This is a genomic window from Streptomyces sp. CRN 30, assembly GCF_034105845.1.
This window is the reverse complement of sequence record NZ_JAVRHI010000281.1, coordinates 13,551-40,219: the sequence shown is the minus strand read 5'-3', so window position 1 is coordinate 40,219 and position 26,669 is coordinate 13,551. Positions and strand designations below refer to the sequence as shown.

Here is a 26,669-nt window from a genome sequence, read left to right as displayed (position 1 = left end):
GAAATCCTGGCCGACGCCGACGGGATCCGGTCGGCAGGCCGACAAACCGGTCACCGGACCGTCTTCGTCAGCTGTTGTTGGGGAAGGGCCAGGCGTTCGCTTCGCAGTGGACGCCCCCGTAGTCGAGGAACTTCGTCTGCTGCTGCATGACGGGGGCGAGATCGCCGTCCTTGTCGCAGGTCACGTGGTTGTACCCGAGCCGGTGGCCGATCTCGTGGTTGATCAGCATCTGCCGGTACGCGTGGATCCGGTCGCCGTAGGTCTCCGCGCCCTGGGCCCAGCGGTAGGCGTTGATCATCACGCGGTCGGTGGCGGCGGAGTCGCAGGAAACGTTGTCGATGGTCGTGTCCAGGCCCGACTTGGCGCACCAGTCGGCCGTCGTGCCGGGGCTGGCCAGCGTGATGACGAAGTCCGGCTTGCCGGAGGAGATCCGCTCGAAGGTCCGGCCGCCACTGTGGGCCCAGCTCCGGTCGTCGTTCAGGGTCTGCTGCACGGCCTTCGCGAAGAGCTCCGCGTCCAGCCCGAGCCCCTCCTCGACGTCCACGCGGTACCGGTACTTCTGCCCCGCACCGGGCGCCTCGTCGAAACCGGCGACCGCCTGGAACCTGCCGTTCCCCTCGAGGCCGGCGGCGAGCCGGTACTTCTGCGCCATCTTCTGGTCGTACGACAGGGTGACCGGGCTCGGCTCCCCGGGCGGAGTGGGCCGCTCGTCGCTCCGCGAGGCGGACTCGTCGTGGCTGTCCCGTTCACCGCCCCCGGCCGCCTGCGACTGCACGGCGGCACCGTCGCCCCCGCCGGCGACCTGCCCCGCCACCACGACGGCCAGCACGGTGGTCACCGCGGCGGCCGCGATACCGGTGAAGGTCCGACCCTTGCCGCCCTTGCCCTTCTCGCCGCCGGCCAGGGCCCCGGCCGGCACGTCGCCGCCACCACCGCCGAAGCCACCGGCGACGGCGGCTCCGGCGGCCCGGCCGGTCGCGCCGCCCCCTGCACCGGGACGGGCGGCGGCGGAAGCGACCCGGTGCCTCTGCCCGGGCGCGAAGACGTCGTCGACCTCGTCGAAGGCATCGAGATAGACCTGCCGGGGACCGCCCGGAGGCGTGTCCGGGTGAGCGGGGCGGGACCCGGTGCCGGCGTAGGCGTCGGACACGGCAGCGGGCTGCTCCCGCTGCCGGGGCACACGAGGTCCCGCACGCCCGCCCCTCTCGGCAGCCGCACCGGCTGCCGCACCGGTTCCGGTCCTGCCGACGGCCCGCTCCGCCCTGCCCTCGTGGCGACCCCAGCCGCCGCCGGCCTCATGCTGTTCGGGGTGGCCGCCGCGCACGCGCGGTGTGCCGTACGCGGGCGTGCCGCCATGAGAGGGAGACGTCTCGTGGGCCACTCCCTGACCCGGCACCGGCCTCGATCCCATGACCGGCCCCAGAGGCCTCGAGGGCATGGAGGGCATGGAGGGGGGCGTCGAAGGCAGCGCGCCCTCGGCCGCTCCGTTCTCCCGGCCCGTCCCCGCGGTCGCCGACCCCTCGGCCGCCCCGCTCCTGGGGGCCCTTCCCTTGCGGCTGTGTCGTCCCACGCCGCGCCTCAACTCCCCGTGCCGGAGACATCCGCACCGGACTCGGTACCGGATCCCTTACTGGACTCCGTCCTGGACCCACCGGACCCGTCACCGGCCTCGGTCGTCCCCGCGCTGCCCGCGAGCATGTCCCGGAAGGCCGCGGCCACCGTCTCCGGGTACTCCATCATCGCCACGTGCCCCGCGTCCGGCAGGGTCACGAGCCGGGAGTCGCGGAAGGCGCGGGCGGCCCGCTGGGCCATGCGGTACGACACCAGCTGGTCGCGGCCGCCGTACACGAGGAGCGTGGGCGCGAGGACCCGCTCGGCCTGGCGCCAGAGCCCGTGCTGGCCACCCAGGGTGTACGCGTTCACGATCCCGCGCGCGGACCCTGCCATCGCGTTCCAGAAGTACGGCAACTGGAGCCGCCTCTCCATTTCCTCCACCGCGTTGCGGAACCCTTCCGGCGTCACGCGCCCGGGGTCGCCGTAACAGAGCGCCGTGACTCCTCGTACGCGCTGCTCGGCTGTCCACTGCTTGGTGAGGCGCGTGAACAGCGCCGCCACGCCCGGCAGCGCCAGCAGCCCCGTGGGCACCGCCGATCGCTGCACACGGATCTCGGGCAGTGCAGGCGACACCAGCGTCAGCGTACGGACGAGATCGGGGCGCACGGCGGCGACACGCGTGGCGATCGCGCCCCCCATGGAGTTGCCGAACAGGTGGACGGGCCCGCGTCCGGCTCCGTCCAGGTAACGGATCACCGAGCGCGCGTGCCCCGTGATCGAGTAGTCACCGTCGTCCGGCGGCGGCGAGTCGCCGAAACCGGGCAGGTCGAGCGCCTCGCTGTCGACCAGTTCGTCGAGCAGCGGCATCAGCGCGGACCAGTTCTGCGAGGAACCGCCCAGCCCGTGCACGTACAGGGCGGGCGGCAGCCCCTCCCGCGCCGGCGGTCTCGACCGTACGGTCACGGTGATCCCCCGGCACTCGGCCGACCGGAGCCGCTCGCCCTCCGCGACCCTGACGGGTGTCACCTTGGGCAGCACATTGGCAGGCGGCACGGACGGCAGCTCGGTCGAAGACATGCGGCAATGTTACGAGACGATCACGCAGTGGTTCACGTGTTCGCTGTCACAGGAGCGTTGGTACGAACGGGAGTTCGCCCCGAACACTGCTGAGCCCTCGGACAACCCGGCAGGCATTCCGCGAAGACCCGCCACGGTTGCCGCCATACCCATGGCCCTCACGCCCTCACCGGACGAACGGGGCGCGAGGAGACCGCATAGCGCCGCGATCGGGTGTCTCCTAGGCTCGGAACAGGGCACTCGCAGTGGCGGAAGCCCGGCCCGGGGAAGGACGGGAAGGAGTCCCGAGTCCGGCCCGGGCAGGTCGCAGTGGACTGTGGACTGGAAGGGAGCCCCGCATGACCGTCGACCCCACCGACCCCGAGACGCTCGACGCCGAGGCGGACGCCAATGAGCTCGATGTCGAGGCTCCCGAGGCGGACGCCGCCGAGCAGCACGCGGAGATCGCGCCGAACCGCGACGACCCGCCGACCGGCGTGGAGTCCTTCAGCGCCGACGAGGCCGACCGCGCCGAGCAGGCACGGGTCGTCGCACTGGACGAGGACGACTACCGGTGACACGGTGTCCCGCGCGCGCGGGACACCGTTCCCGATCCACCGGTGACAGGGCGACAGGACCGGAAGGTACTGGTGAGCGAGGCGTCGGACGTACGGACGACGGGTGGGAGGCCCCGTGCGCCCGCCCCGACACCGTTTGGCGCGATCCACACCATTTCCCCGGAGTCCTGTCCGTGAAATTCTGCGCTGGCACCGCGCACACCACGGTTACTCAAAAGTACGATGGCCGCGCGGCGCACACCGCATGTGGACGATTTTGGGAGGCGGCGTGACAGCCATCGAGCAGACAGAGGCGGTACGCCCGCGGGGCACTCGCCTGCCGCGCCGAGCCCGACGGAACCAGCTCCTGGGTGCCGCCCAGGAGGTCTTCGTCGCGCAGGGTTACCACGCGGCCGCGATGGACGACATCGCCGAGCGCGCCGGCGTCAGCAAGCCGGTGCTCTACCAGCACTTCCCGGGGAAGCTGGACCTCTACCTGGCCCTGCTGGACCAGCACTGCGAGTCGCTGATCGACTCGGTCCGCAACGCCCTGGCGTCGACGACCGACAACAAGCAGCGCGTCCGGGCCACCATGGACGCGTACTTCGCGTACGTGGAGGACGACGGCGGGGCCTTCCGCCTGGTCTTCGAGTCGGACCTGACGAACGAGCCCGCGGTGCGCGAGCGCGTCGACAAGGTCACCACCGAGTGCGCCGAGGCGATCTGCGACGTCATCGCCGAGGACACCGGCCTGTCGCGCGCGGAGTCGACGCTGCTCGCCTCGGGACTGGGCGGCCTGGCCCAGGTGGTGGCGCGCTCCTGGCTGCACAGCGACCGCAGTGTGCCGCGCGACCAGGCGGTCCAGCTGCTGGCCTCGCTCGCCTGGCGGGGCATCGCGGGCTTCCCGCTGCACGGGACCGATCAGCCCCACTGACACGGCGCCCCGGCGGGCCGCCCGGGCGCCGTCCCGTCGGCTGTTCGCTCCTGGCGTTCATGGCCGGGCCGTGTTCGTCCCCTCTCCCGGGCTAATGTGTGCTGGGTACGGCGCGGATGGCCGCGCACTTCACTGACCGTCGGAGGGACATAGCCGTGGAGGTCAAGATCGGCGTGCAGCACGCGCCGCGCGAGATTGTTCTGGAGAGCGGTCAGAGTGCCGAGGAAGTCGAGCGCGCGGTGTCCGAGGCGCTGGCCGGGAAGTCCCAGCTGCTGAGCCTCGTGGACGACCACGGACGCAAGGTCCTGGTTCCGGCCGACCGGCTGGCGTACGTGGAGATCGGTGAGCCCTCCGTGCGCAAGGTCGGCTTCAGCGCGCTGTAGGGCGCGGCTCGAACAGACGGGAAGGGGCCGGTGGCGATCGCCCCCGGCCCCTTCCCGTGCGTGTCCCCGAGCCGTGTTCCCGCGCCGTGCGCGCCCCCCGCTCCGCGCATGTCCTGAACTGCGCAGACGGAGCACATGCCGCCCGTGGGGAGGATTGACTCCCGCGCGTGGAGGGTAGTACCGGCTACGACCGATTTGCCCCTGGCCGTGCGGGAGGGAACCCCATGATGTTCTTGGAAGCGCTCGGCTCCGCGGTCCTCGGTCTCGCCCTCGCGTGGGCCGCCGTGTACCGGCTGCCGCACCGCCTCCCGTCCCGCACCCTGGTACTGCCGACCGGCGTCGCCGGCGCCCTCTTCGGCGCGTTCGTCACACACACCGCGCTGGGCGCCGGGCACCTCCTGGTCAACCTCGTCGGCGCGCTGGTCGTCTCGGCGGCCTCCCTGTCGCTGCTGCTCCGGCCCGCGGCGGAAAGATTCCACCGGCAGTCGGCGACGGCTTAGGGCGCTTCCGACGGATCTCCGCGGCGTCGCGACGCCCGGCACTCCCCCACGCCTGAAGGGCGGGGGGGACCCCCATCTCGCCGTACGCGCGGAGCGCTCAGGCGGCCAGCCCGAGCGCCGCCATCCGCTTGGTGTGCGCCTCGGTGATCCGCGAGAACATCCGGCCGACCTCGGCGAGGTCGAAACCGTCCGCGACCCCGCCGACGAGCATCGTCGACAGCGCGTCCCGCTCGGCGACGACCCGCTGGGACTGCGACAGCGCCTCGCCCATCAGCCGCCGCGCCCACAGCGCCAGCCGGCCGCCCACGCGCGGGTCCGCTTCGATGGCCGCGCGCACCTTCTCCACGGCGAAGCTCGCGTGCCCGGTGTCGTCGAGCACGGCGAGCACGAGGTCGCGGGTGTCCGCGTCGAGGCGAGCCGCGACCTCCCGGTAGAAGTCGCTGGCGATCGAGTCGCCGACGTACGCCTTCACGAGCCCCTCAAGCCAGTCGGAGGGGGACGTCTGCCGGTGGAACCCGTCGAGCGCGGCGACGAACGGCTCCATGGCCACCGTCGGCTCCTCGCCGATCTCGGCGAGCCGGTCCCGCAGCCGCGCGAAGTGGTGGAACTCCGCCGACGCCATGCTCGCCAGCTCCGCCTTGTCCGCCAGCGTCGGCGCCAGCTTGGCGTCCTCCGCGAGCCGCTCGAACGCCGCCAGCTCGCCGTACGCGAGCGCGCCGAGGAGGTCCACGACCGCGGCGCGGTACTGCGGGTCGGCGGCGGCCCCGTCCCAGTTGCGGGCGGCCACTCCGGTGGGTTCGGCGGGGGTGTCGGCAGCGAGGTCGGGCTTGTCAGACGTCGTCATGAAGCGCACACTAGCCCGTCCGTCGCGGAGCGGAAGGTCCTGGTCAATCAGTGTGACGCCCACTACGTGACCAAATCGGCCATCGCATGTGCGCGGATCCGGGGTATGGTGGTAATGCGCCCGCCGAGTACTCGACGGGCCGCACGAATGAGGATGCCCGGTCGGTGGCCCGATCGGCTCCGACCCGACAGCCCTCCCTGACCGTACGGCACCATGCGTACGACGATCGGAGGGACCCTCAGCGGTACGAGCGCTAGAGCGTCGGCAGTGGTCCCGTACCCCACGGCCCGCCCGTGAGGCGGCCGACGTCCCCGGCACGGTCCAGACGACCCCCGCGCTCGCCTCGCACCGCGCACACAAGAAGAGGCAGCACCCTGACTACGACGTTTCGTGAACTCGGAATCCTTCCCGAGACCGCCGAGGCCCTGGAAGCCGTCGGCATCACCACTCCCTTCCCCATCCAGGAGATGACGCTCCCGGTAGCCCTCTCAGGCACCGACGTCATCGGCCAGGCCAAGACCGGCACCGGCAAGACGCTGGGCTTCGGCCTCCCACTCCTCGAGCGGGTCACCGTCCCCGCCGACGTGGAGGCGGGCCGCGCCAAGGCCGGCGACCTCACCGACGCCCCGCAGGCGCTCGTCGTCGTCCCGACGCGCGAGCTCTGCACGCAGGTCACGAACGACCTGCTGACCGCGGGCAAGGTACGCAATGTGCGCGTCCTGGCGATCTACGGCGGCCGCGCGTACGAGCCGCAGGTCGAGGCCCTGAAGAAGGGCGTCGACGTGGTCGTCGGCACCCCCGGCCGCCTGCTGGACCTGGCCGGCCAGAAGAAGCTGGACCTGAAGCACATCCGGTCCCTCGTCCTCGACGAGGCCGACGAGATGCTCGACCTGGGCTTCCTGCCCGACGTCGAGAAGATCATCAACATGCTTCCGGCCAAGCGCCAGACCATGCTCTTCTCGGCCACCATGCCGGGCGCGGTGATCGGTCTGGCCCGTCGCTACATGTCGCAGCCGACTCACATCCGGGCCACGGCACCGGACGACGAGGGTGCGACGGTCGCGAACATCTCGCAGCACGTCTACCGCGCGCACTCCATGGACAAGCCGGAGATGGTCGCCCGCATCCTGCAGGCCGAGGGCCGCGGTCTGGCGATGATCTTCTGCCGTACCAAGCGCACGGCCGCGGACATCGCCGAGCAGCTCCAGCGCCGCGGGTTCGCCTCCGGCGCGGTCCACGGCGACCTCGGCCAGGGCGCCCGCGAGCAGGCGCTGCGCGCCTTCCGCAACGGCAAGGTCGACGTGCTGGTCTGCACCGACGTCGCCGCCCGCGGCATCGACGTCGAGGGCGTCACGCACGTGATCAACTACCAGTCGCCGGAGGAGGAGAAGACCTACCTCCACCGCATCGGCCGCACGGGCCGCGCAGGCAACACCGGTACGGCGATCACGCTGGTCGACTGGGACGACATCCCGCGCTGGCAGCTGATCAACAAGGCGCTGGACCTCCCGTTCAACGACCCGCCGGAGACGTACTCCACGTCGCCCCACCTGTTCGCGGACCTGAGCATTCCCGAGGGCACGAAGGGTGTGCTGCCGCGCTCGGAGCGGACCCGCGCGGGTCTGGCCGCCGAAGAGGTGGAGGACCTGGGCGAGACGGGTTCACGCAACCGCGGCGGCCGTCCCGGACAGGACCGCGCGCACAACCGCTCGCAGGGCCGCGAGGACCGCTCACCGGGCCGCGAGGACCGCGGGGAGCGCCCGGCGCGCACCCCGCGCCGCCGTCGGCGCACCCGCAGTGGCGCACCGGTCGAGGGCCAGGCCGCCGGTACGCCGGCCGTCGAGGCCCCGGTGAGCCCCGCCGAGCCGGCCTCGGCGAAGTCCGCCACCGAGCCGCGCCGTCGCCGTCGTACCCGCAGTGGCGGGTCGGCGGACGTGCCGGCCGTCCAGGAGACCTCGCGGGCCACCGAGGTCGTGGACACGGTGGAGGCCACGGAGGAGGCTGCCAAGCCTCGTCGCCGCCGCACCCGCAAGACCGCGGAGCCGACACCGGCCGCCGAGGTCGCCACGGCCGAGAGCCCGGTGGCCGAGAGCCCGGTGACCGAAGGCACCACGGCCGAGAGCACGACGGCCGAGGCCGTGGCTCCGGACCTCACGGAGGCCCCGGCCACCAAGCCGCGCCGACGCACCCGCAAGACCGCGGAGGCGGCTCCGGCCGCAGCGGCCACCGCCCTGGACACGGCCGAGGGCACGGACTCCGAGGCCCCGGCCACCAAGCCGCGCCGACGCACCCGCAAGGCCACGACGGCCGCCACGGAGACCCCGGCCACCGATGTCACGGTTCCCGCCCAGGTGACCGAGGCGATCCAGGCGACCGAGGAAGCCGAGGCCAAGCCCCGCCGCCGCACCCGCAAGACCACGGCAGCCGCCACCACGGCAACGGCCGCTGCGGACGCCGCTCCGGTGGAGGACGCGGCCGAGACTCCGGTCAAGCCGCGCCGTACGCGCAAGTCCGCGGCCCCGGCTGCCGCGGCCGAGTCCGCCGCGGACACCGCCGAGGCGGCGGAGGCCAAGCCGCGCCGCCGCACCCGCAAGACCGCGGCGGCCAAGGAGACCACGGCCACCGAGCCCTCGGTCCCCACCCAGGCGACCGAGGAGGCGGAGACCAAGCCCCGCCGCCGCACCCGTAAGGCCACGACGGCCGCCACGGAGCCCGCGGACGCCTGAACCACCCGCACCGCCGATGGCCCGGCTCCCTCGACCGAGGGAGCCGGGCCATCGGCGTACCGGCACCTCCGCACACACACTCCTTCACGGGCCCGTCACGCGCACGAGCCACGAGCACACCCCCGCGTGCACGCCCCATCGGCCCCGGCCGCGCTCACCACCCCGCGCCCCCGCCCACGCCCCCGCCCGGCCCCCCGATAGCCTCACCCCATGAGCCGTCCTCCCACCTTCACCCCGCCCCCCGGTGCCCGGGCTCATCGTCTGCGTACCGCGCGCGGTGGCTTCGCCGTGATCGAGATGGCGGCGGCCGGCCCGGCCGAGAAGGGGACCGCCCTGCTGCTCCCGGGTTTCACCGGCAGCAAGGAGGACTTCATCGCGCTCCACCGGCCGCTGGCGGACGCCGGCTACCGCACCGTCGCCGTCGACGGCCGCGGCCAGTACGAGACGCCCGGCCCCGCGGACGACGAGTCCGCCTACGCACAGGCCGAGCTGGCGGCGGACGTGCTCGCCCAGGCGCGGGCCGTGCACTCCGGCGCGCCCCTGCACCTCGTCGGCCACTCCCTCGGCGGGCAGATCGCACGCGCCGCGGTCCTCCTCGACCCCGCGCCGTTCGCCTCGCTCACCCTGATGTCATCGGGCCCGGCGCGGATCTCCGCCTCGCAGCGGCAGCGGGTCGAGCTGCTCCGCGACGCCCTCGCGGCGATGGACATGGCCGCGGTGTGGGAGGCCGTCCAGGCGATGGAGTCCCCCGTGCGGCCCCCCGAGGAGATCGCCGCCGCTCCTCTCGACGAGGGCCTGGACGAGCGTGCCGACCTCCGTCGCCGCTGGCTCGCGGGCAGCCCCGCCCAGCTCGTCGCCACGGGCCGCGCGCTGTGCACGGAACCCGACCGGGTGGCCGAACTGGCCGCCCTCCGGCTCCCCGTCCACGTGCTCTCCGGCGAGCGCGACGACACCTGGCCGGTCCCCCTCCTGGACGACATGGCGGTACGCCTCGGTGCCCACCGCACCGTCGTCGACGGCGCCGAGCACTCGCCCAACACGGACCGGCCGGAGGTCACGGCCCGCGCCCTCAGCGGCTTCTGGGACGGCCTCACGGGGTGAAGGCGGAGCCGCGCGCGCGGGTGCCGGTGGCGCGCAGCCGGTGCGGCGCGCCTAGTACTGCGCCTGCAGGTGCTCCCAGAACCCGTCCCGCAGTGCCCGCCGCAGATCGGCCTGCCCGCGCAGCGAGTACTGCAGCAGCCCCTCCGCCTCGACCAGCAGGTCCTGGTCCACCGAACCGGGCAGGTACGGGTGGCCGTGCAGCAGTTCCGCCATCGCCTCCCGCCCCCGCGCCGCGAGCCACTTCGCCGCGATCTGCGCCCCCACGAAGCGCATGGCCTCGCGCGTGGGCCGGGTGACGGCCGCCGTGTCGTACGAGGGCGCGGTCCGCCGCGCGACGTAGGGCTTGAAGAAGTCGAGGTCCAGGGTGCGCTGGCTGTCGACCTCCCACAGCAGCGGCTCGGCCTGGTTGCGCCCCTCGGGCGCCTCGATGCCCCACAGGTGGACGCGTGCCCCGTACCCTTGCGCCGCCTCGACCGCCGACACCAGGTCCTCGTCGCCGCCGAGCAGCGCCGCGTCGCTGATCGCCCGGTGGCGGGCCAGCGACTCCAGGTCGCTGCGGATCAGGGAGTCGACGCCCTTCTGCTGGTTGTTCGCGTTGAGGTTGCCGAGCCGTACCTTCACGTCGGGCAGCTCCGCGATCGACTGCTGCTCCGCGGTGTGAATACGGCGCCGCGCCCCGTCGTACCAGTACACCCGCAGCAGCCGGCTGTCCGCGAAGACGGTGCGCGCCCGGTCGATGAGCGCGTCGATGAGCCCCTCGGCGTCCAGGTCGAAGGACCGGCGGTCCTCCGTGCCGGCCACGAGCCGTCCCGCGGCCGCGTACAGGTACCCGGCATCGACGAAGATCGCGTGTGTCGAGGGCGTCTTGGCCACCTCGGCGAGCACGCGCTGGAGCAGCTCGTTCGTACGGTCGATGCGGGCGCCGAGCACCGTGAGGTCGTCGTTCATATGGAGCCATTGTCCCGACGATCACGCTCCGAACACAACTGGTCCCCGACCGTCCTCCGCTGTCCGGCGGCACCCCCGTCCGGTCTCCCCCGCCACCCTCTTACCGACAGGTCTTTAGCGTCGCGAAAATTTTCCTTAGCGTAGGGAATGTTCGTAACACGCGTCCCGTTGACTTCAGTGGGCACACGAGGGCGACGACCTTCCGTTTCCCCCGCAGCAGTCCTCATCAGTAGTCCTCATCAGGAGGATGACCAGACGAAGGGAGAGGCCATGCGCTTCGAAATCATGCGACTCGACGACGTCGACGGCACGCCCGTGGACACCACCGTCGTGGACGCCGCCTCCGTCAACCGGATCGTGCAGCAGGCCGCCGCCATCGGACAGCGCCTGTGGATCCGTCCCGCCGACTCGACGGCCTCGTAACAGGCCGGCCAGGGCCCCGTACCGCACCGTGACCGGTGCGGTACGGGGCCCTGCGCATGTCCGGAGGGCGCATGTCCGAAGATCCGGAGCCCGGCGTCAGGCGCCCTCGATCACCTGCATGATGCCGTTGATGATCTGCTGCACCGCGATCGCGGAGAGCATCATGCCCGCCAGCCGCGTCACCAGCACGACGCCGCCGTCCTTGATGACGCGGATGATCAGCAGCGAGTACCGCATGGTGAGCCACAGCACCACGTGGATGGCGAGGATCGCGGCCCACACGGACACCTGGGTGGACGCACTGCCCGCCTTCTGGACCGCGAGGATCACCGACACGATCGCGCCCGGTCCGGCGAGCAGCGGCATGCCGAGCGGTACGAGGGCGACGTTCACGTCCTTCGTCTGCTTGGGCTCGTCGGTCTTGCCGGTCAGCAGGTCCAGCGCGATCAGCAGGAGCAGCAGCCCGCCCGCGATCATCAACGCGGGAATGGAGACGTGCAGGTAGTCGAGGATCTGGTGGCCCAGCAGCCCGAAGAGCACGATCACCCCGCCCGCCACGCAGACGGCCTGGAACGCCATCCGCCGCTGCACCTTGGCCGGGCGTCCGGCGGTGAGCGCGAGGAAGATCGGGGTGATCCCGGGCGGATCCATGATCACGAAGAGGGTGAGGAAGAGGGAGCCGAAGACGGCGACGTCGAACACAGTGGTGCCTTGCCGAGGTGGGACGGTGGGACGGGAGTCGGAGGAGCGATCCGCACGACCGCACGCCCGGCCACCGTCCGCCCGCCGTCGCGGCAGCGGCGGGAGCGGATCGTCAGCCCGGGCGGGGGCCCGGTGCGGGTGGTGAGGGGAGGACGGTGCCGGTCGAGGAGGTCGTGGCGCCGCTCACCGAGCGGCGGTCCCCCCGGCCCCCGGCACGGGGAACGCGCCGGCCGCCCGCCGCGTGATCTCCCCGTACACCTCGGGGTCCGTCGTGTGCTCGCCGAGCACACAGGTCTTGCGGCTGCCGTGGTAGTCCGAGGAGCCCGTGGTGAGCAGTCCGAGCTCCTTCGCGAGGCCCCGCAGCCGCGCCCGGGTCGCCGGGTCGTGGTCCATGTGGTCGACCTCGATGCCGTCGAGTCCGGCGGCGGCCAGACCGGCGATGGCGGACTCCGGCACGGTGCGGCCCCGCTTGGACGCGCCCGGGTGCGCGAAGACGGTGACACCCCCCGCGGCCTTGACGAGCCGGATCGCCTCGAAGGGGTCGGTCTCGTGCTTGCCGACGTGGGCCCGGCCGCCGTCGGCCAGCCAGTCGGCGGTGAACGCGTCGCTCACGGTCGGTACGACGCCGAGCTCGACGAGGGCGCTGGCGACGTGCGGGCGGCCCACGGAACCGTCACCGGCGATCCGCGCCACCTGCTCCCAGGTCACCGGGACGCCCAGCTCGTTCAGCTTGGCGATCATGGCCTGCGCGCGCGGCACCCGGTCGTCCCGTACCAGCTCGCGCTCGGCGAGCAGTGCGGGCTCCTCGGGGTCGAAGAGGTAGGCCAGCAGGTGCAGGCCGACGCCGTCGAGGCGGCAGGAGAGCTCGGCGCCGGTGACCAGCGTGAGCCCCTCGGGCAGCGCGGCGACGGCCTCGGCGTGCCCGCGGGTGGTGTCGTGGTCGGTGAGCGCGACGACGTCCAGTCCGGCGGCGGCCGCGTTCCGCACCAGCTCGGTGGGGGTGTCCGTACCGTCGGAGGCCGTGGAGTGGCAGTGCAGGTCGATACGCACGACACGGACTCCAGGCGGCGAGGGAACGGAGGAACGGGAACCGGTCAAGAATAACCGGCGCCCGGCCGCACGCGTCACAGCCGTACCCGGGCCGCGCCCCCTACGGCCGCCCCGCGCTCCCGCGATCGCTCCTCACGGCTCCAGGATCCGCGGGGAGAGCGCCCCGCACGGCAGCAGGTCGACCTCGGCGCCCGCGTCCCGCAGGTCCGTCAGCACCAGTTCGTCGTACATGAGCATGCCGGACTGTTCGGGCCAGACGATCGCCCACAGCCACAGCCCGCACGCCTCACCGGCGAAGACGGCGCGGTCGTCGGGGGTGCCCGAGACGTGCCAGAGCGGGGTGGGACGGCCGGCGGCCAGGACCTTGGCCTGGGGCGGTTTCTCGACGTTCATGAACGGGACGGGATCGGGGCCGTCGATGCCCGCGTACCGTGCGCCGAGGCCCACGCCGAGCTCCTCCGCGATGAGCAGCAGCTCGCCGATGCCGCCGAGCGGTCCGGGCCCCGAGCAGGCCACGGCGGTGGCCCGGCCGCCGCTGCGGTCGTCGCCCGCGAAGGCCGCACCGGTGAACAGCCAGCCGACGGGCAGCGGCCACGGCATCCACACCGGTACCCGGGCGCGGTGCACGACGACGCTGAGCGCCTCCACGCTGGGCGGAATCACGGGCTGCAGCGGATGCACGGTCCCATGCACGTCGCACTGCCAGGAATCGGCGAAGAGGCCGGGAGCCCTGACCCGGCCACCACACTTCGGGCAACTGGGTTCGCCCCTCATAGCGCCCAACGGTCCTACCCGTGCCCCCTCCCGTCAAGGACGATCACCCGTCCGGACGGGACATGTCACCAGTACAAACCAGACTCATCCCACATCAATCAGATAAGTTTACTTATCCTGTGCAGGCACCATCCACCCCGCCGTCCGGGCGACCACCCGGGCGTCCGTCGTCGTCTTCATGGGCGCAGGCCCGTCGCTGCGATCCTGCCGCCCATCGCCGAGGGCGCCGGAGTTCGAGGAGTGGACGGACGTCCACGGCCAGTGCGGCAGGGGTCATTTCCGGCCACCCGCCCGGCCCGCCGGATCAGGCCAGCGACACCGACGCACGGGCCGGATCGCGCAGGTCCGTCCCCTGCGTCAGCCAGCGTTCCTGGAGCGCCTGGGCGCCGTGCACCCGTTTCCAGGCGGCCTCGTTCGGCGTCATGGGCAGCAGGGGCAGGAACCGTACGGGACCGGCGGGCGCGTCCAGTTCCAGGTCCTCCACCAGGCCGCCGGACTCGGCCACCAGGACCGAGCTGAACGGGGCGCCGGGCCACAGCGGCTCCCCCACGTCGAGGGAGGCGCCGGGAGCCACCACCACGCCCTCCACCTGCGGTGACGCGGCGAGTACGGCGAGCGGGCGGAGCACCTTGCCGGTGTCGGCGCCGGTGCCGCGCCGCAGCGACAGGACGAGCTCGGCGCGCGGTCCCTCCACCGGGTCCACGAGCACCGCGGTGGGGTCCGCCATCGGCCGGCCGGACATGCCGAGCGTGGCGTAGCGGACGAGGTCGCCCTCGGTGAAGCGCAGCACCTCGATGCGGTCCGTGCCGAGGAAGGTGACCGCGGCGCGCGCGTCCGGCTCGCCCAGCGCGCCGCACAAACGGGCCTCCACCAAAGGAAGAACATCAGCCATGCGCCGAGCATAGAACTCGTCAGCAACGGGCAAAGCGAGACCTTGACACTTCGGTCGGCTGTTACTCTTGACCGCCGGTCGGGGCAGCACAAGGACGGCCGCCGTCAGGGCCCTTCGGACCCTGCGGAAGCCGCCTCAGCACCCCACCGCGCTGACACTTCCCTGCGGTGGCCCTCGGGTCCCGGGGAACGCAACCGTCCCTCACGGGGGACCGGCCGGAGGAGGTGGGGTCGCCATGGACCGAAGTCGACCGTGCAGTACCACCTGCTCTTCCGGCATCTGAGTCACGTCGCTTTCGTCTCTGAGCTCCGTCACTCCGGCTGTGGCCGCCGCTTCACCGGCCGCCGCCTCCCGCACCCGCGTCACGCCGTCCGCCGACGCCTCGCCGGTGCACCACGGAAGAGCACTTCGTTCCACCTGATCCGACCGATCGTTCCCGCATCGGATCCCGTGACCGGCCCGACTACCCGCCGGGTCCCGCGCCGATCACCGTGGTTCATCCGATGCACCCGTTCGATTCGTCCGATCCGTCTTGATCTGTGTCAAGCGAAGCCGCCACCGCGACGGTGCGGTGCTCCCCGCTTTGTGGACGGGCCAAACCTTTCCCGCCGCCCCGGTCGTGAGGGCGAAGGGATTCCTCGCCAGGACGTCCCCATTCCGGGCAGTTCCAGCCGCCGCCGGAGGCCTTTCGTCGCGAAGGAGCCTGCCATGTCGATGATCCGCGATCTGCGTGCCGCGGTCCGCCCCTCCCGCACGTCGCTGCTGCCGCGCAAGAACGCCGGCGCGTACGACACCGCCCCGCCGGCCGACACCAACTCGGCCGTCGTGGACTGCGCCGTGTACCGGGACGGCGCCCGTGTCACCGTCGAACGCGACCTGTCGCCCGGTGCCGCGATCCGCCAGGTGCGCCGGGACGGGGGGTTCGTGTGGATCGGTCTGCACGAACCGTCGGAGTCCGAGTTCGCGGGCATCGCCGCCGACTTCGGGCTGCACCCGCTCGCCGTGGAGGACGCGGTCCACGCCCACCAGCGGCCCAAGCTGGAGCGGTACGACGACACCCTCTTCACGGTCTTCAAGACCATCCACTACGTCGAGCACGACGAACTGACCGCCACCAGCGAGGTCGTCGAGTCCGGCGAGGTGATGTGCTTCACCGGACGGGACTTCTTCATCACCGTGCGGCACGGCGGACAGGGCTCGCTGCGGGCGCTGCGGCACCGGCTGCAGGACGACCCCGAACTCCTCGCCAAGGGGCCCTCGGCCGTGCTGCACGCGATCGCCGACCATGTCGTGGACGGGTACATGACGGTCGCGGACGCCATGCAGGACGACATCGACGAGGTGGAGACCCAGGTCTTCTCGCCGGGCCGCAAGGGCACGCCGCGCGGCACCGACGCGGGCCGCATCTACCAGCTCAAGCGCGAGGTACTGGAGTTCAAGCGCGCGGTGTCACCGCTCGTACGGCCGCTGCAGCTGCTCAGCGAGCGCCCGATGCGCCTGGTCGACCCGGACATCCAGAACTACTTCCGGGACGTCGCCGACCACCTGGCACGGGTCCAGGAGCAGGTCGTCGCCTTCGACGAGCTGCTCAACTCGATCCTCCAGGCCAACCTGGCGCAGGCGTCCGTGGCGCAGAACGAGGACATGCGGAAGATCACCTCCTGGGCGGCGATCGTCGCCGTGCCGACGATGGTGTGCGGCGTGTACGGCATGAACTTCGACTACATGCCGGAGACCCACTGGAAGTACGGCTACCCGGTGGTCCTGGGCATCACGGTGGCGCTCTGTCTCGGCATCCACCGCACGCTGAAGCGCAACGGCTGGCTCTGAGCGCCGGCGCCGCCCTCACCGGCTTCCGCGCGGCGCGCACGGCGCTCGTTAGGGTGGGCCCATGACCGTGACCGACGCGCTGTTCGAGCGGGCCCTCGTCGAGGAGGCCACGAAGAAGTCCGGGCTCGTCTGGGTCCGGGCCCCGGGCGGGCCCGCGCGCCCCCTGTGGCACGTGTGGCACGAGGGAGCGGCCTGCCTGGTCGGTGACGGTCCCGGCGAGCAGCCGCTGTCCGGTCTGGCCGACGGCGGCGACGCGGTGGTGACGGTCCGCAGCAAGGACAAGGGCGGCCGCGTGGTCACCTGGGAGGCGACGGTGGTGCAGCTGACCCCGGGGTCCCCCGAGTGGGAGGCCGCGGTCGCCGAACTGAAGGGCAAGCGGCTCAACGCCCGCGACGGCGAGGCGATGCCGGAGCGCTGGTCGCGCGAGTGCCGGGTGCTCCGCCTGGAGCCGAACGGCACCACCCGGCCACTGCCCGGCTCCGCCCTGGCCGAGCCGCCCCTGCCGACCCCGGCCACGACCCGCCGCCCGGTCCCGGCGGCCCTCCCCCGGCTGCTGCGGAAGAAGAGGCGCGGACGCCGCTGAGGGCTCCGCCGTGCTCCGGGTGCGGCGATCGCCGCAGGTCCGTGGTGCTACGACGACGGCAACTGCTGTCCGTAGTCCACGACTTCGTCCTCCGCCGGCTCCTCCAGCGCGACGCCCTTCCCCCAGTCGGACAGCCGGATCGTGCCCGCGTCGCCGGCCCGGACGAGCAGCAGCGGGTACGGGGTGCCCTCCAGGGAGACGTCGAGCGTGCCGCCGGAGCCGGCGTCGCCGGTGATGCGGATCGTGCGGACGCCGGACCGCTCACCGCGCTCGCCCTTGGTCAGCTCCCCGTGCAGCGTCAGCAGGCCGTCCAGCAGTACGTCCTTGTCGGTGAACCCGCTGAACCGCTGGTACACCGGGTCCTCCGCCGGCACCTTCACGAACATCCCGCCCAGCTTCTCCGCCGCCTTGGAGTCCCCCGCGCCGTCGCCCCCCTCACCCCCGTCGCCGCCCTCGGCGTGCGCGTGGGACCAGAAGTCCTTGTCGGCCTTGAGGAACAGCTGCTCCCCGACCCGCAGCAGCCGGAAGGTGGAGCCCGTGGACGTCACCGAGCCGGTGCCGCCGTCCTCCGCCAGCTGCATGTCCAGCTTGTACGTACGGCCGTTGCTGACCACCGAGCCCGACAGGTGGACGGTGTCCGCCGCCCGCGCCGCCGCCTGGGTCCTGCTCTGGATCTTGGTCGCGGAGAGCTTCCCGACGCCGTTCGTGCCCGCGTCGGGATCCTCCTTGCTGCAACCCGTCAGCCCGGTCCCGGTCGCCATCAGCGCGCACACGGCGCTCACCATCGCTGCCCTTCGGGTGCGGGGAAGCACAGTCACGGGTGGGACACCTCTCGGACGGGGTACTCAACGGCGTACCGCAGCGTACCGGGGTCCGGAGCGCCCCTCCGAGGCAGTCCGTCCGCTCCGCCCACCAGGGCGTATCCCAGCGGTACGGGCTAGCCTGAAGCCCACTTCGGCCGGCCGTCCCCCCGACGGGACGGACCGTCCGTCCACGGAACACCCACGGAAGGAAGGCGCGACGCGATGGCGGCAGGGACGCCCCGGATCTTCGTCTCCCACCTGGCCGGCATCGCCGTCTTCGACCCGAACGGCGACCAGGTCGGCCGGGTGCGCGACCTCGTCGCCATGCTCCGGGTGGGCCGCAAACCCCCGCGGCTGCTGGGTCTCGTCGTGGAACTGGCCACACGGCGCCTCATCTTCCTGCCCATGACCCGGGTGACCGGCATCGAGTCCGGACAGGTCATCACCACCGGCGTCCTGAACGTCCGGCGCTTCGAGCAGCGGCCCACCGAGCGGCTCGTCCTCGGCGAACTGCTCGACCGGCGGGTGTCGCTCGCGGAGACCGGCGAGGAGGTCACGGTCCTCGACGTCGCGATGCAGCAGCTGCCCGCCCGCAGGGAGTGGGAGATCGACCGGGTGTTCGTACGGAAGGGCGGCAAGAAGAGCGCCTTCCGGCGCAACAAGGGCGAGACGCTGACCGTCGAGTGGTCCGCGGTCACCGGTTTCTCGCTGGAGGAGCACGGGCAGGGCGCCGAGAACCTGCTCGCCACGTTCGAGCAGCTCCGCCCGGCCGACCTCGCCAACGTGCTGCACCACCTGTCCGCCAAGCGCCGCGCCGAGGTCGCCGCCGCCCTCGACGACGACCGCCTCGCCGACGTGCTGGAGGAGCTGCCGGAGGACGACCAGATCGAGATCCTCGGCAAGCTGCAGGAGGAGCGGGCCGCTGACGTCCTGGAGGCCATGGACCCCGACGACGCGGCCGACCTGCTCTCCGAACTCCCCGAGGAGGACAAGGAGCGGCTGCTCAGCCTGATGCAGCCGGGCGACGCGGCCGACATGCGCCGGCTGATGGCGTACGAGGAGCGCACCGCGGGCGGGCTGATGACGACCGAGCCGGTCGTGCTGCGGCCCGACGCCACCGTCGCCGACGCGCTCGCCCGCGTCCGCAACCCCGACCTCTCCCCCGCGCTCGCCGCACAGGTGTACGTGTGCCGGCCGCCGGACGAGACCCCGACCGGCAAGTACCTGGGCACCGTGCACTTCCAGCGGCTGCTGCGCGACCCGCCGTACACGCTGGTCGGCTCGATCCTCGACGACGACCTCCAGCCGCTGGCCCCGGACGCCGCGCTGCCGGTCGTCGCCGGGTTCTTCGCCGCGTACGACATGGTCGCGGCGCCCGTCGTGGACGAGAGCGGTTCGCTGCTCGGCGTGGTCACCGTGGACGACGTGCTGGACCACATGCTTCCCGAGGACTGGCGGGAGACCGAGTTCCACCTGGACGAGGGGGCGAGCGCCGATGACTCCTGAGCGCGAGGGACGCACCGAGACACGCGAGCGCGCCTCGGCCGGGACGCGGGAACGGGCCGGGCAGGGCAACCGGGACCGGATGCCCGCCGGGGCCACGGCCACCTCGCGCTCCCGGACCCGCCTGGACCAGCCGCGCGCGCCCCGCCGCAGGCTGATGCCCGAGTGGGACCCGGAGGCCTTCGGCGCGCTGTCCGAGCGGATCGCGCGGTTCCTGGGCACCGGACGGTTCATCGTCTGGATGACGGTCGTCATCATCTGGTGGGTGGTGTGGAACATCGTCGCCCCCGACGAGCTGCGCTTCGACGAGTACCCGTTCATCTTCCTGACCCTGATGCTGTCGTTGCAGGCCTCGTACGCGGCCCCGCTGATCCTGCTCGCGCAGAACCGGCAGGACGACCGCGACCGGGTCAACCTGGAGCAGGACCGCAAGCAGAACGAGCGGTCGATCGCGGACACGGAGTACCTGACCCGGGAGGTCGCCGCGCTGCGGATGGGCCTCGGTGAGGTGGCCACCCGCGACTGGATCCGCTCCGAACTCCAGGACCTCGTCAAGGAACTGGAGGAGCGGCTGCGCGACGAGCACACGGACGGACACCCGGGCAGGCCCGCGGACGGGGCCCCGAACGGCACTCCGGGCGACGCCCGGGCGGTATTCCCGGACGGGTCCCCGCGCGCGCGTGACATGGACGACCGCTGACGGGACTCCTCGGGGGCGCGCGGAGCGCCGTACCATCGGTGCCATGGCTACGGAAGACGCGGTGCGCGAGGCACTGGCGACGGTGAACGACCCCGAGATCAACCGCCCCATCACCGAACTCGGGATGGTCAAATCGGTGGAGATCGACGCGGACGGCGCGGTCACGGTCGCCGTGTACCTGACGGTCTCCGGCTGCCCCATGCGCGACACGATCACGCAGCGCGTGACCGACGCGGTCTCCCGGGTCGGGGGTGTCACGCGCGTCGCCGTCGAGCTGGACGTCATGAGTGACGAGCAGCGCCGTGAGCTGGCGTCCGCGCTGCGCGGCGGCCAGGCCGAGCGCGAGGTCCCGTTCGCCAAGCCGGGCTCGCTGACCCGGGTGTACGCCGTGGCCTCCGGCAAGGGCGGCGTCGGCAAGTCCTCGGTGACCGTGAACCTGGCGGCGGCGATGGCGGCGGACGGCCTCAAGGTCGGCGTCGTGGACGCGGACATCTACGGCCACTCGGTGCCGCGCATGCTGGGCGCCGACGGGCGTCCCACCCAGGTCGAGAACATGATCATGCCGCCGTCGGCCAACGGCGTGAAGGTCATCTCGATCGGCATGTTCACCCCGGGCAACGCGCCGGTCGTCTGGCGCGGCCCGATGCTGCACCGCGCGCTCCAGCAGTTCCTCGCGGACGTGTACTGGGGCGACCTGGACGTCCTGCTGCTGGACCTGCCGCCCGGCACCGGCGACATCGCCATCTCGGTGGCGCAGCTGGTGCCGAACGCCGAGATCCTGGTGGTCACGACCCCACAGCAGGCGGCGGCCGAGGTTGCCGAGCGGGCCGGCTCCATCGCCGTGCAGACCCACCAGAAGATCGTCGGCGTGGTCGAGAACATGTCCGGCCTGCCGTGCCCGCACTGCGACGAGATGGTCGACATCTTCGGCACCGGCGGCGGCAAGCTCGTCGCCGAGGGGCTGACGCGGACCACGGGCGCGACGGTCCCCGTGCTCGGCTCCATCCCGATCGACGTCCGGCTGCGCGAGGGCGGCGACGAGGGCAAGCCGGTCGTCCTCACCGACCCCGACTCCCCGGCCGGCTCGGCCCTGCGTGCCATCGCGGACAAGCTGGGCGGCCGTCAGAGGGGCCTGTCAGGCATGTCGCTGGGGATCACCCCGCGCAACAAGTTCTAGGCACCTGAAGCTCCCGTACGGCGTCGGGCGCGCCCCTGCTCGAGGGACGCGTCCGGCGCCGTACGGGAGAACCGCCGGCTAGGCGTACGCCCCGATGTCCTTGATCATGGCGAAGCCCAGCCCGTACGCGCTCATGCCCCTGCCGTACGCACCGAGGTGGACGCCCTCCCCGGTGGAACCCGCGAGGACCCAGCCGAACTCGGACTCGCGGTAGTGGAAGGGCGTGGGCTCCCCGTCCACGGGGAGGGAGAGGGTGGACCAGTCGGAGCCGTCGAGGTCGTCGGCGAGCACCCACGCCGTCTCGGTCTGCTGGTCCAGCCAGTCGTCGCGCAGGCTGTGGTCCATCTGGCCGGGCCAGGTGCAGGACAGCAGCCCCACGCCGGCGAGCCAGGCGGCGGAGGAGACCGTGGTGGCCTCCAGGACACCCGTGCCGTCAGGACTGCGCCGCACGGGGTTGGCGGCGACGGTGACCACGACGGCGAAGCGCTCGCGGCCGTCGGTGGGCTCGTTGTGCACCGAGGGCGTGTCACCGTGCCCGATCGAACCGTGCTCCACGGTTCCGTCGGCGCCCATGCCCACCGGCATCAGCCGGCGCGGCCCCGTGAAGGCCTCGTCGAGGCCGTACCACGGGAAGGGCGCCAGCAGGTAGCCGTCGACCGTACGCCGGGCGGAGGGGGCCTGTTGCCCGCCCTCCGCTTCCGGCGCCTGCGCGCCTACCCGACTTGTCGTCTCCATGTGCCCGGACGCCTCCTCGCTCTCGTCGGACCGGAGCGTCCCGCCCCCCTCGGGCGTCCGCGCTCCCACTCTCATGGTCCGCACAACAACTGGGCAGCATAGCCACAGCTCTTCGAGCACCAGGGGACACGCCCGGCACACAAGGCGCGTACGGGGGCGTGTTCGCGCCGTGTGGCGGCTTCCGTGAGTATGACTCGCGTCACGTACCGGAGAGACGTACGACACCGGCGCGTACGACACGGACGCCCGCTTGGGGGCGCACGCCGGTGGGGTGGCGTCCGCCGGTCAGGTGGCGTCCGCGTCGAAGGGCGGGCGCTCGGTGGGGTCCAGCTTCTGCCGCTTCTTGGTCATGTCGATGGTTCCGCCGCTGCCGGCCGGGGCTCCGGACGAGGCCGCGGACGCGGAGGCTCCGGCGGACGACTCCGGCTCACGGCCGTGCACCACGTCGGCGACCTCGGCCATCTCCTTCTTGAGGTCGAAGCCGTTGCGGATCTCCTTGAGGCCCAGCTCGTCGTTCTCCATCTGCTTGCGGAGGTACGTCTTGGGGTTGAGGTCCTCGAACTCGAAGTCCTTGAACTCCGGTCCGAGCTCATGACGGATGTCCTGCTTGGCGCTCTCGGAGAAGTCCCGGATCTTGCGGATCGTCCGCGTGACGTCCTGGATCACCTTCGGCAGCTTCTCGGGACCGAAGACGAGCACGGCGAGGACGATGAGCGTCAGCAGCTCGAGCGGTCCTATGTCATTGAACACCTGAAGCTCCTTGCGATGTCCTCGGCCCTGTGCGGCGGCCCTCGGCAGGTCTTCCAGGTCCGGGCCGGATCCACGGTACCCGGCGATCCCGTGCGTCCGGTACCGTCACGGGCCTCCCAGATCCGTGCATAAGCCCGGTTCCCTGTGGGGTCCACGGTCGCACGTGGGGCGGAGCCGTGTTCACGAGGTCACCGTCGGCCGGTCCCCTCAAGCCCCGTCCGAGGAGCCGAGCACCACGCTGACCTCCCGGTCCTGTCCGTCCCGTCGCACCGTGAGGTGCAGCCGGTCGCCGGGGCGGTGGGCGCGGATCTTGACGATGAGCTCCTCACCGGAGTGGATGCGCTGCCCGTCGACCTCGGTGATGACGTCGCCCGCCTCGACGCCGGCCGCCGCGGCCGGGCCGCCCGCGCCGACCGGTGACCCGCCGTCGGCGCCCTCGGTCCCGACCCGGGCGCCCTCCCCCGAGTAGTCCATGTCGAGCGTGACGCCGATCACCGGATGGCTCGCCCGGCCGGTGTTGATCAGCTCCTCGGCGACGCGCTTGCCCTGGTTGATCGGGATGGCGAAGCCGAGCCCTATGGAACCCGCCTGCCCCTCCGCGTCGGAACCGTCGCCGCCGGACCGGATGGCGCTGTTGATGCCGATGACCCGGGCGTTCGCGTCGACGAGGGGACCGCCGGAGTTGCCCGGGTTGATCGGGGCGTCCGTCTGCAGGGCGTCGACGTAACTGATGTCGCTGCCGTCGCCCTTCTCGCCGCCCGCGGTGATGGGCCGCTCCTTCGCGCTGATGATGCCGGCGGTCACGGTGTTGGCGAGGTCGAAGGGGGCGCCGATGGCGACGACGGGGTCACCGACGCGGACGTCGTCGGAGTTGCCGAGCGGCAGCGGACTGAGGCCCCGCACCCCGCTGACCTTGACCACGGCGAGGTCGTACCCGCTGTCCCCGCCGACGAGCTCGGCCTTCGCGGTCTCGCCGCCACTGAACGTCACCGTGATCCGGCCGTCGTCGCCCGCGGGCTGCACGACGTGGTTGTTGGTGAGGATGTGTCCGCGCTCGTCCAGGACGAACCCGGTACCGGTGCCCTGCTCCTCCGTACCGCTCACGTGCAGGGTCACCACACCGGGCAGCGCGCTGGCGGCGATGCCGGCGACGCTGCCGGGCGCGCGGCCCTCGGCGCCCTGCGCGGCCTGGGGCAGGTGCACCTCGCCGATGCCGCCGTTGCGCTCCAGGTACGCGCCGACGGCGCCGCCGACCCCGCCCGAGACGAGCGCGAGCAGCACGGCGCCGAGCACCAGCCCCCGCCGCGCCCGTGTGCGGCGCTGGTCCGTGCTCGGGACCGCGGCACCGCTCTGCTGGAGGGGGGCCTGGGCGGCGGCCCAGGGGTCGTAGTTCTGCCAGGGGTCGCGGGGCGGGGGCACCGTCGCGGGGGCGGCCGGCTGCGGGGGCTCGGCGGGAGCGGGAGCAGCGGGGTAGGCGGCTGTGGGAACGGAAGCAGGAGCAGGACCCGGAGGGACGGTGGCCTGGGCGGGCATGGTCGCGGGCGGCGCGGGCGGCATGGTCGCCGAGGGCGCGGACGGCACGGTCCGGTCCTCCGGCGGTGCGGTCGCCGGGGCGTCCGTGCCGTGCGCGGAGGTGGCCGCCGGGTGCTGGACCGGGGGCGCGGGTGCCCAGGGGCCGGGTTCGCCGTAGGGCGGGGTGCTGTAGGGATCGGGGTCGTGCAGCGGCCTGGGGCGCTCGCCTGCGGTCGCGGGGACGGTGTCCTCGGCCGCCTCGGCCGTGGCGTCGCCCGTGTCGTCGGCCGTACCGCTCCCGGGCGCGCCCGTCCCCGGCCCGAGGGGGCGTGCCAGCTCGAAGTCGTCGGCGTCGGACGTGCCGGTCCGGCCGGGCGCCTCGTCCGGGCGCCGCAGTTCGAAGTCGCCGCTGTCGCTCCTGTGGCTGCCGCCGTCACTTCTGCGGCTGCCGTTACCGCCTCCCGGGCTGTCCGGCAAGGCCGCCTCGGCCCCGGGGGCTCCCGCCGCCGGACCGGCCCCCGCGCCCTGTGGCCGGGGGCGGCCCCACCACTTCGCCTTCGTGGGCTTCCCCTCAGTCATGCTCTCCCCACACCCGGCCCGCGGCGGGACTCGCCGGCGGTCGCCACAGATAGTCGATTCCGCGTCCGGGGATGCCCCGGCGGACGCGGCCCACCATGGATTCAACCAGGTTCACGGGCCGCGGCGCAGAGGACCGGTCAGGGGAGCGTGGGAGAGGTGAGCGCGGGGGACGGGACGAAGGGCGTGGCCAGCAGACCCGGCGTCATGGGCCCGGGAGCCGTGGCCACGAGGTCCGTGGACCCGGTCACCGTGAGGCCGGTCACCGTGAGACCGGGCGTCGTCAGGCCGGTCGCCGCCTGCCAGACCGGCTCGGCCGGCGGCGGCGTGAACGGACGTATGAGCGGGGACGGCGCGGTGGCACCGGCCGTCACGGGTACCGCCGGCGGGCGCAGGGTCGCAGGGACACGCACCGCCTGGGCGGGTATGCCCGGCAGCAGGGGCGCCGAGACGGCCGTGGGTGCCACGGGACCGCCCAGGAGCTGCTGACCATGTCCGAGCAGCGGTCCGACGGCTCCCCGGCGGCGCTGGGACTCCGAGCCGGTGGCGGCACCCGCGCCGGCCGTGCGCATCGGCGTCACGTTGCTGCCCGAGCCCGATCCGCCCCGCGCCTCCGCGGTGTCCGCCGGTCCCCCGGTGGACACCCCGCCGAGCGCGATCGCGGCCAGGGACACGGCTCCGGCCGCCACGAACGCGAAGCGCAGCCCCCGCGAGGCGGGCCGCTCGTTCTCGGGGCGGCCGACGCGGTGGATGCGGAACCCGCGCCCGCCCTCGAGGTCGAGGTCCAGCCGGTCCCCGGCCGGTTCCCGCAGCGCGGTGGACGCGCCGCCGCCCGCGGGTCCCGGGCTCTCGGCGAGCGCGGGGCCGTCGGCGACGACCGGGCCGCCGGACGGTCCGCGGTGTCCGAAGGGAGCGCGTTCCTCCGACGGTGGCGTGGGGAACACCCCGGCGTGCGGGCCCGAGGGCTCGTAGCCGAAGGGATCACCCGGCACCCCGAAGACCCCGGCGCCGTGGGGGAAGTCCGGTCCCGCGGCCGGGGCCGGCAGTCTTCCGCCGGCGAAGTTCCCCCCGTTCAGCCGTGATCCGCCGGTGCCGCCGTCGCTGCCGCCGGGCAGTCCTTGGAGGCGGGCCAGGAAACTCTCGGAGGGCGGCGGCGGGGCCGCCTCCGCGAACACGTTCTTCAGCCGGCGCTGGGCGTCCGCCTCCGCCTTGCACCTGGGGCAGGTAGCGAGGTGGGCGAGGACGCGCTCACGCGCCTCATGACCGAGCTCTCCGTCCACCAGGGCGGAGAGCCGGTCCCCGAGGTGCTGATCGGCGACGCGCCGCCCGCCGGTGTTCGGCCGTGATCCACTCACGCGGTCGCGCCTCCTCCTCCCAGCGCGGGCATGCCGGTCAGCGCGAAACCACGGCGCTCGGCGCGGGCCTCGGGCGAACGGTGTGCGAGCGCCTTGCGCAGCTGGGAGCGGCCGCGGTGGATCCGGGAGCGGACCGTGCCGAGCTTCACGCCGAGGGTCGCGGCGATCTCCTCGTACGACAGCCCCTCGATGTCGCACAGCACCACGGCGGCGCGGAACTCGGGCGCGAGGGTGTCGAGGGCCTGCTGGACGTCCGCGTCGAAGTGCGAGTCGTTGAAGACCTGCTGCGGGGACGGCTCGCGGCTGGGCAGCCGCTCGGCCGCGTCCTCGCCCAGCGCGTCGAAGCGGATGCGCTGCTTGCGGCGCACCATGTCCAGGAAGAGGTTGGTGGTGATGCGGTGCAGCCAGCCCTCGAAGGTGCCCGGCGTGTACGTCGACAGGGAACGGAAGACCCGGACGAACACTTCCTGGGTCAGGTCCTCGGCGTCGTGCTGGTTGCCCGTCAGACGGTAGGCCAGCCGGTAGACCCGGCCGCTGTGAGTGCTGACGATCTCCTCCCAGGTGGGCGGAGTCCACGCCTGCGCGTCCGCGTCGGTGAAGGTCGCGGTCGATCCGAAATCGGCGGCGTGACGCTGGTCAGCGGTGTCGTTCACGGATTTCGGCCTGCCCGCCGATCCGAGGAAGCGCCTGAGCACTCCCCC

The 26,669-nt window shown here is 72.8% G+C and carries 26 protein-coding genes; 12 read left to right on the top strand and 14 right to left on the bottom strand.

Annotated features, from left to right (window positions below; all coding sequences use genetic code 11):
• Positions 1-67: 67 nt before the first annotated feature.
• A complete protein-coding gene (locus UW392_RS30065) occupies positions 68-1,150 on the bottom strand; it encodes a DUF3152 domain-containing protein (RefSeq protein ID WP_414496717.1) in 1,083 nt (360 codons plus the stop codon).
• A 428-nt stretch (positions 1,151-1,578) separates the two neighbouring features.
• Positions 1,579-2,631: an alpha/beta hydrolase gene (locus UW392_RS30060; RefSeq protein ID WP_320778293.1), complete on the bottom strand. Its 1,053-nt coding sequence runs from the start codon at positions 2,629-2,631 to the stop codon at positions 1,579-1,581.
• Positions 2,632-2,969: 338 nt separating this feature from the next.
• On the opposite strand from UW392_RS30060, the gene UW392_RS30055 reads away from it, so the two are divergent.
• The 4 genes from UW392_RS30055 to UW392_RS30040 all read left to right on the top strand — a co-directional run bounded on the left by UW392_RS30055 (position 2,970) and on the right by UW392_RS30040 (position 4,984).
• Positions 2,970-3,188 carry a hypothetical protein gene (locus UW392_RS30055; RefSeq protein ID WP_320778292.1) on the top strand — a complete coding sequence of 73 codons (219 nt, stop codon included), beginning with the start codon at positions 2,970-2,972 and terminating at the stop codon, positions 3,186-3,188.
• A gap of 268 nt (positions 3,189-3,456) precedes the next feature.
• Positions 3,457-4,101: a TetR/AcrR family transcriptional regulator gene (locus tag UW392_RS30050; RefSeq protein WP_320778291.1), complete on the top strand. Its 645-nt coding sequence runs from the start codon at positions 3,457-3,459 to the stop codon at positions 4,099-4,101.
• A gap of 155 nt (positions 4,102-4,256) precedes the next feature.
• Positions 4,257-4,484, top strand: coding sequence for a DUF3107 domain-containing protein (locus UW392_RS30045; RefSeq protein WP_320778290.1), 228 nt, complete (start codon positions 4,257-4,259; stop codon positions 4,482-4,484).
• A 227-nt stretch (positions 4,485-4,711) separates the two neighbouring features.
• Positions 4,712-4,984, top strand: coding sequence for a hypothetical protein (locus UW392_RS30040; protein ID WP_320778318.1), 273 nt, complete (start codon positions 4,712-4,714; stop codon positions 4,982-4,984).
• Between the two features lie 97 nt (positions 4,985-5,081).
• Here UW392_RS30040 and UW392_RS30035 read toward each other — a convergent pair whose 3' ends face one another.
• Positions 5,082-5,828: a ferritin-like fold-containing protein gene (locus UW392_RS30035; RefSeq protein ID WP_320778289.1), complete on the bottom strand. Its 747-nt coding sequence runs from the start codon at positions 5,826-5,828 to the stop codon at positions 5,082-5,084.
• A gap of 467 nt (positions 5,829-6,295) precedes the next feature.
• Between UW392_RS30035 and UW392_RS30030 the strand changes: the two genes are divergently transcribed.
• Both UW392_RS30030 and UW392_RS30025 read left to right on the top strand, forming a co-directional pair.
• Positions 6,296-8,554: a DEAD/DEAH box helicase gene (locus UW392_RS30030; RefSeq protein ID WP_320778288.1), complete on the top strand. Its 2,259-nt coding sequence runs from the start codon at positions 6,296-6,298 to the stop codon at positions 8,552-8,554.
• A gap of 210 nt (positions 8,555-8,764) precedes the next feature.
• Positions 8,765-9,655 (top strand): alpha/beta hydrolase, encoded by an 891-nt coding sequence (locus UW392_RS30025; RefSeq protein ID WP_320778287.1) that lies wholly within the window; start codon positions 8,765-8,767, stop codon positions 9,653-9,655.
• A 51-nt stretch (positions 9,656-9,706) separates the two neighbouring features.
• Here the strand turns inward: UW392_RS30025 and UW392_RS30020 are convergent, their stop codons facing one another.
• Complete coding sequence (locus UW392_RS30020) at positions 9,707-10,603, bottom strand: NYN domain-containing protein (protein WP_320778286.1); 897 nt, start codon at positions 10,601-10,603, stop codon at positions 9,707-9,709.
• Positions 10,604-10,873: 270 nt separating this feature from the next.
• Between UW392_RS30020 and UW392_RS30015 the strand changes: the two genes are divergently transcribed.
• Positions 10,874-11,026, top strand: coding sequence for a hypothetical protein (locus tag UW392_RS30015; protein WP_121405831.1), 153 nt, complete (start codon positions 10,874-10,876; stop codon positions 11,024-11,026).
• Between the two features lie 96 nt (positions 11,027-11,122).
• On the opposite strand, the gene UW392_RS30010 is transcribed toward UW392_RS30015, so the two are convergent.
• From UW392_RS30010 to UW392_RS29995, 4 genes are all read right to left on the bottom strand, one after another.
• Positions 11,123-11,728 (bottom strand): MarC family protein, encoded by a 606-nt coding sequence (locus UW392_RS30010; protein ID WP_320778285.1) that lies wholly within the window; start codon positions 11,726-11,728, stop codon positions 11,123-11,125.
• Between the two features lie 183 nt (positions 11,729-11,911).
• Positions 11,912-12,778 carry a PHP domain-containing protein gene (locus UW392_RS30005; RefSeq protein WP_320778284.1) on the bottom strand — a complete coding sequence of 289 codons (867 nt, stop codon included), beginning with the start codon at positions 12,776-12,778 and terminating at the stop codon, positions 11,912-11,914.
• Between the two features lie 132 nt (positions 12,779-12,910).
• Entirely contained in the window at positions 12,911-13,552 is a 642-nt protein-coding gene (locus tag UW392_RS30000) for a DUF6758 family protein (protein ID WP_320778283.1), read from the bottom strand.
• A gap of 304 nt (positions 13,553-13,856) precedes the next feature.
• Positions 13,857-14,444 carry a suppressor of fused domain protein gene (locus UW392_RS29995; RefSeq protein ID WP_320778282.1) on the bottom strand — a complete coding sequence of 196 codons (588 nt, stop codon included), beginning with the start codon at positions 14,442-14,444 and terminating at the stop codon, positions 13,857-13,859.
• Positions 14,445-15,152: 708 nt separating this feature from the next.
• Between UW392_RS29995 and UW392_RS29990 the strand changes: the two genes are divergently transcribed.
• Positions 15,153-16,274: a magnesium and cobalt transport protein CorA gene (locus tag UW392_RS29990; RefSeq protein WP_320778281.1), complete on the top strand. Its 1,122-nt coding sequence runs from the start codon at positions 15,153-15,155 to the stop codon at positions 16,272-16,274.
• Between the two features lie 61 nt (positions 16,275-16,335).
• Positions 16,336-16,857, top strand: coding sequence for a hypothetical protein (locus tag UW392_RS29985; protein ID WP_414496716.1), 522 nt, complete (start codon positions 16,336-16,338; stop codon positions 16,855-16,857).
• 47 nt (positions 16,858-16,904) lie between these two features.
• On the opposite strand, the gene UW392_RS29980 is transcribed toward UW392_RS29985, so the two are convergent.
• A complete protein-coding gene (locus UW392_RS29980) occupies positions 16,905-17,675 on the bottom strand; it encodes a hypothetical protein (RefSeq protein ID WP_320778280.1) in 771 nt (256 codons plus the stop codon).
• Between the two features lie 207 nt (positions 17,676-17,882).
• Here UW392_RS29980 and UW392_RS29975 point away from each other — a divergent pair, with 207 nt between their 5' ends.
• The 3 genes from UW392_RS29975 to UW392_RS29965 are packed head-to-tail and all read left to right on the top strand — an operon-like array spanning position 17,883 to position 21,040.
• Positions 17,883-19,166, top strand: a complete 1,284-nt coding sequence (locus UW392_RS29975) for a magnesium transporter MgtE N-terminal domain-containing protein (RefSeq protein WP_320778279.1) — start codon at positions 17,883-17,885, stop codon at positions 19,164-19,166.
• Positions 19,156-19,863 (top strand): DUF1003 domain-containing protein, encoded by a 708-nt coding sequence (locus UW392_RS29970; RefSeq protein WP_414496715.1) that lies wholly within the window; start codon positions 19,156-19,158, stop codon positions 19,861-19,863. The genes UW392_RS29975 and UW392_RS29970 overlap by 11 nt, the downstream gene beginning before the upstream one ends.
• Before the next feature lie 43 nt (positions 19,864-19,906).
• Complete coding sequence (locus UW392_RS29965; RefSeq protein ID WP_320778278.1) at positions 19,907-21,040, top strand: Mrp/NBP35 family ATP-binding protein; 1,134 nt, start codon at positions 19,907-19,909, stop codon at positions 21,038-21,040.
• Positions 21,041-21,118: 78 nt separating this feature from the next.
• On the opposite strand, the gene UW392_RS29960 is transcribed toward UW392_RS29965, so the two are convergent.
• The 5 genes from UW392_RS29960 to sigE all read right to left on the bottom strand — a co-directional run bounded on the left by UW392_RS29960 (position 21,119) and on the right by sigE (position 26,663).
• Positions 21,119-21,775: a hypothetical protein gene (locus UW392_RS29960; protein ID WP_320778277.1), complete on the bottom strand. Its 657-nt coding sequence runs from the start codon at positions 21,773-21,775 to the stop codon at positions 21,119-21,121.
• A gap of 285 nt (positions 21,776-22,060) precedes the next feature.
• Complete coding sequence (locus UW392_RS29955) at positions 22,061-22,525, bottom strand: sec-independent translocase (protein WP_320778276.1); 465 nt, start codon at positions 22,523-22,525, stop codon at positions 22,061-22,063.
• 207 nt (positions 22,526-22,732) lie between these two features.
• Positions 22,733-24,616 carry a trypsin-like peptidase domain-containing protein gene (locus tag UW392_RS29950; protein ID WP_320778275.1) on the bottom strand — a complete coding sequence of 628 codons (1,884 nt, stop codon included), beginning with the start codon at positions 24,614-24,616 and terminating at the stop codon, positions 22,733-22,735.
• Positions 24,617-24,753: 137 nt separating this feature from the next.
• Positions 24,754-25,968, bottom strand: coding sequence for an anti-sigma factor family protein (locus UW392_RS29945; RefSeq protein ID WP_320778274.1), 1,215 nt, complete (start codon positions 25,966-25,968; stop codon positions 24,754-24,756).
• Positions 25,965-26,663: an RNA polymerase sigma factor SigE gene (sigE, locus tag UW392_RS29940; RefSeq protein WP_320778273.1), complete on the bottom strand. Its 699-nt coding sequence runs from the start codon at positions 26,661-26,663 to the stop codon at positions 25,965-25,967. The genes UW392_RS29945 and sigE overlap by 4 nt, the downstream gene beginning before the upstream one ends.
• Between the last annotated feature and the right edge of the window lie 6 nt (positions 26,664-26,669).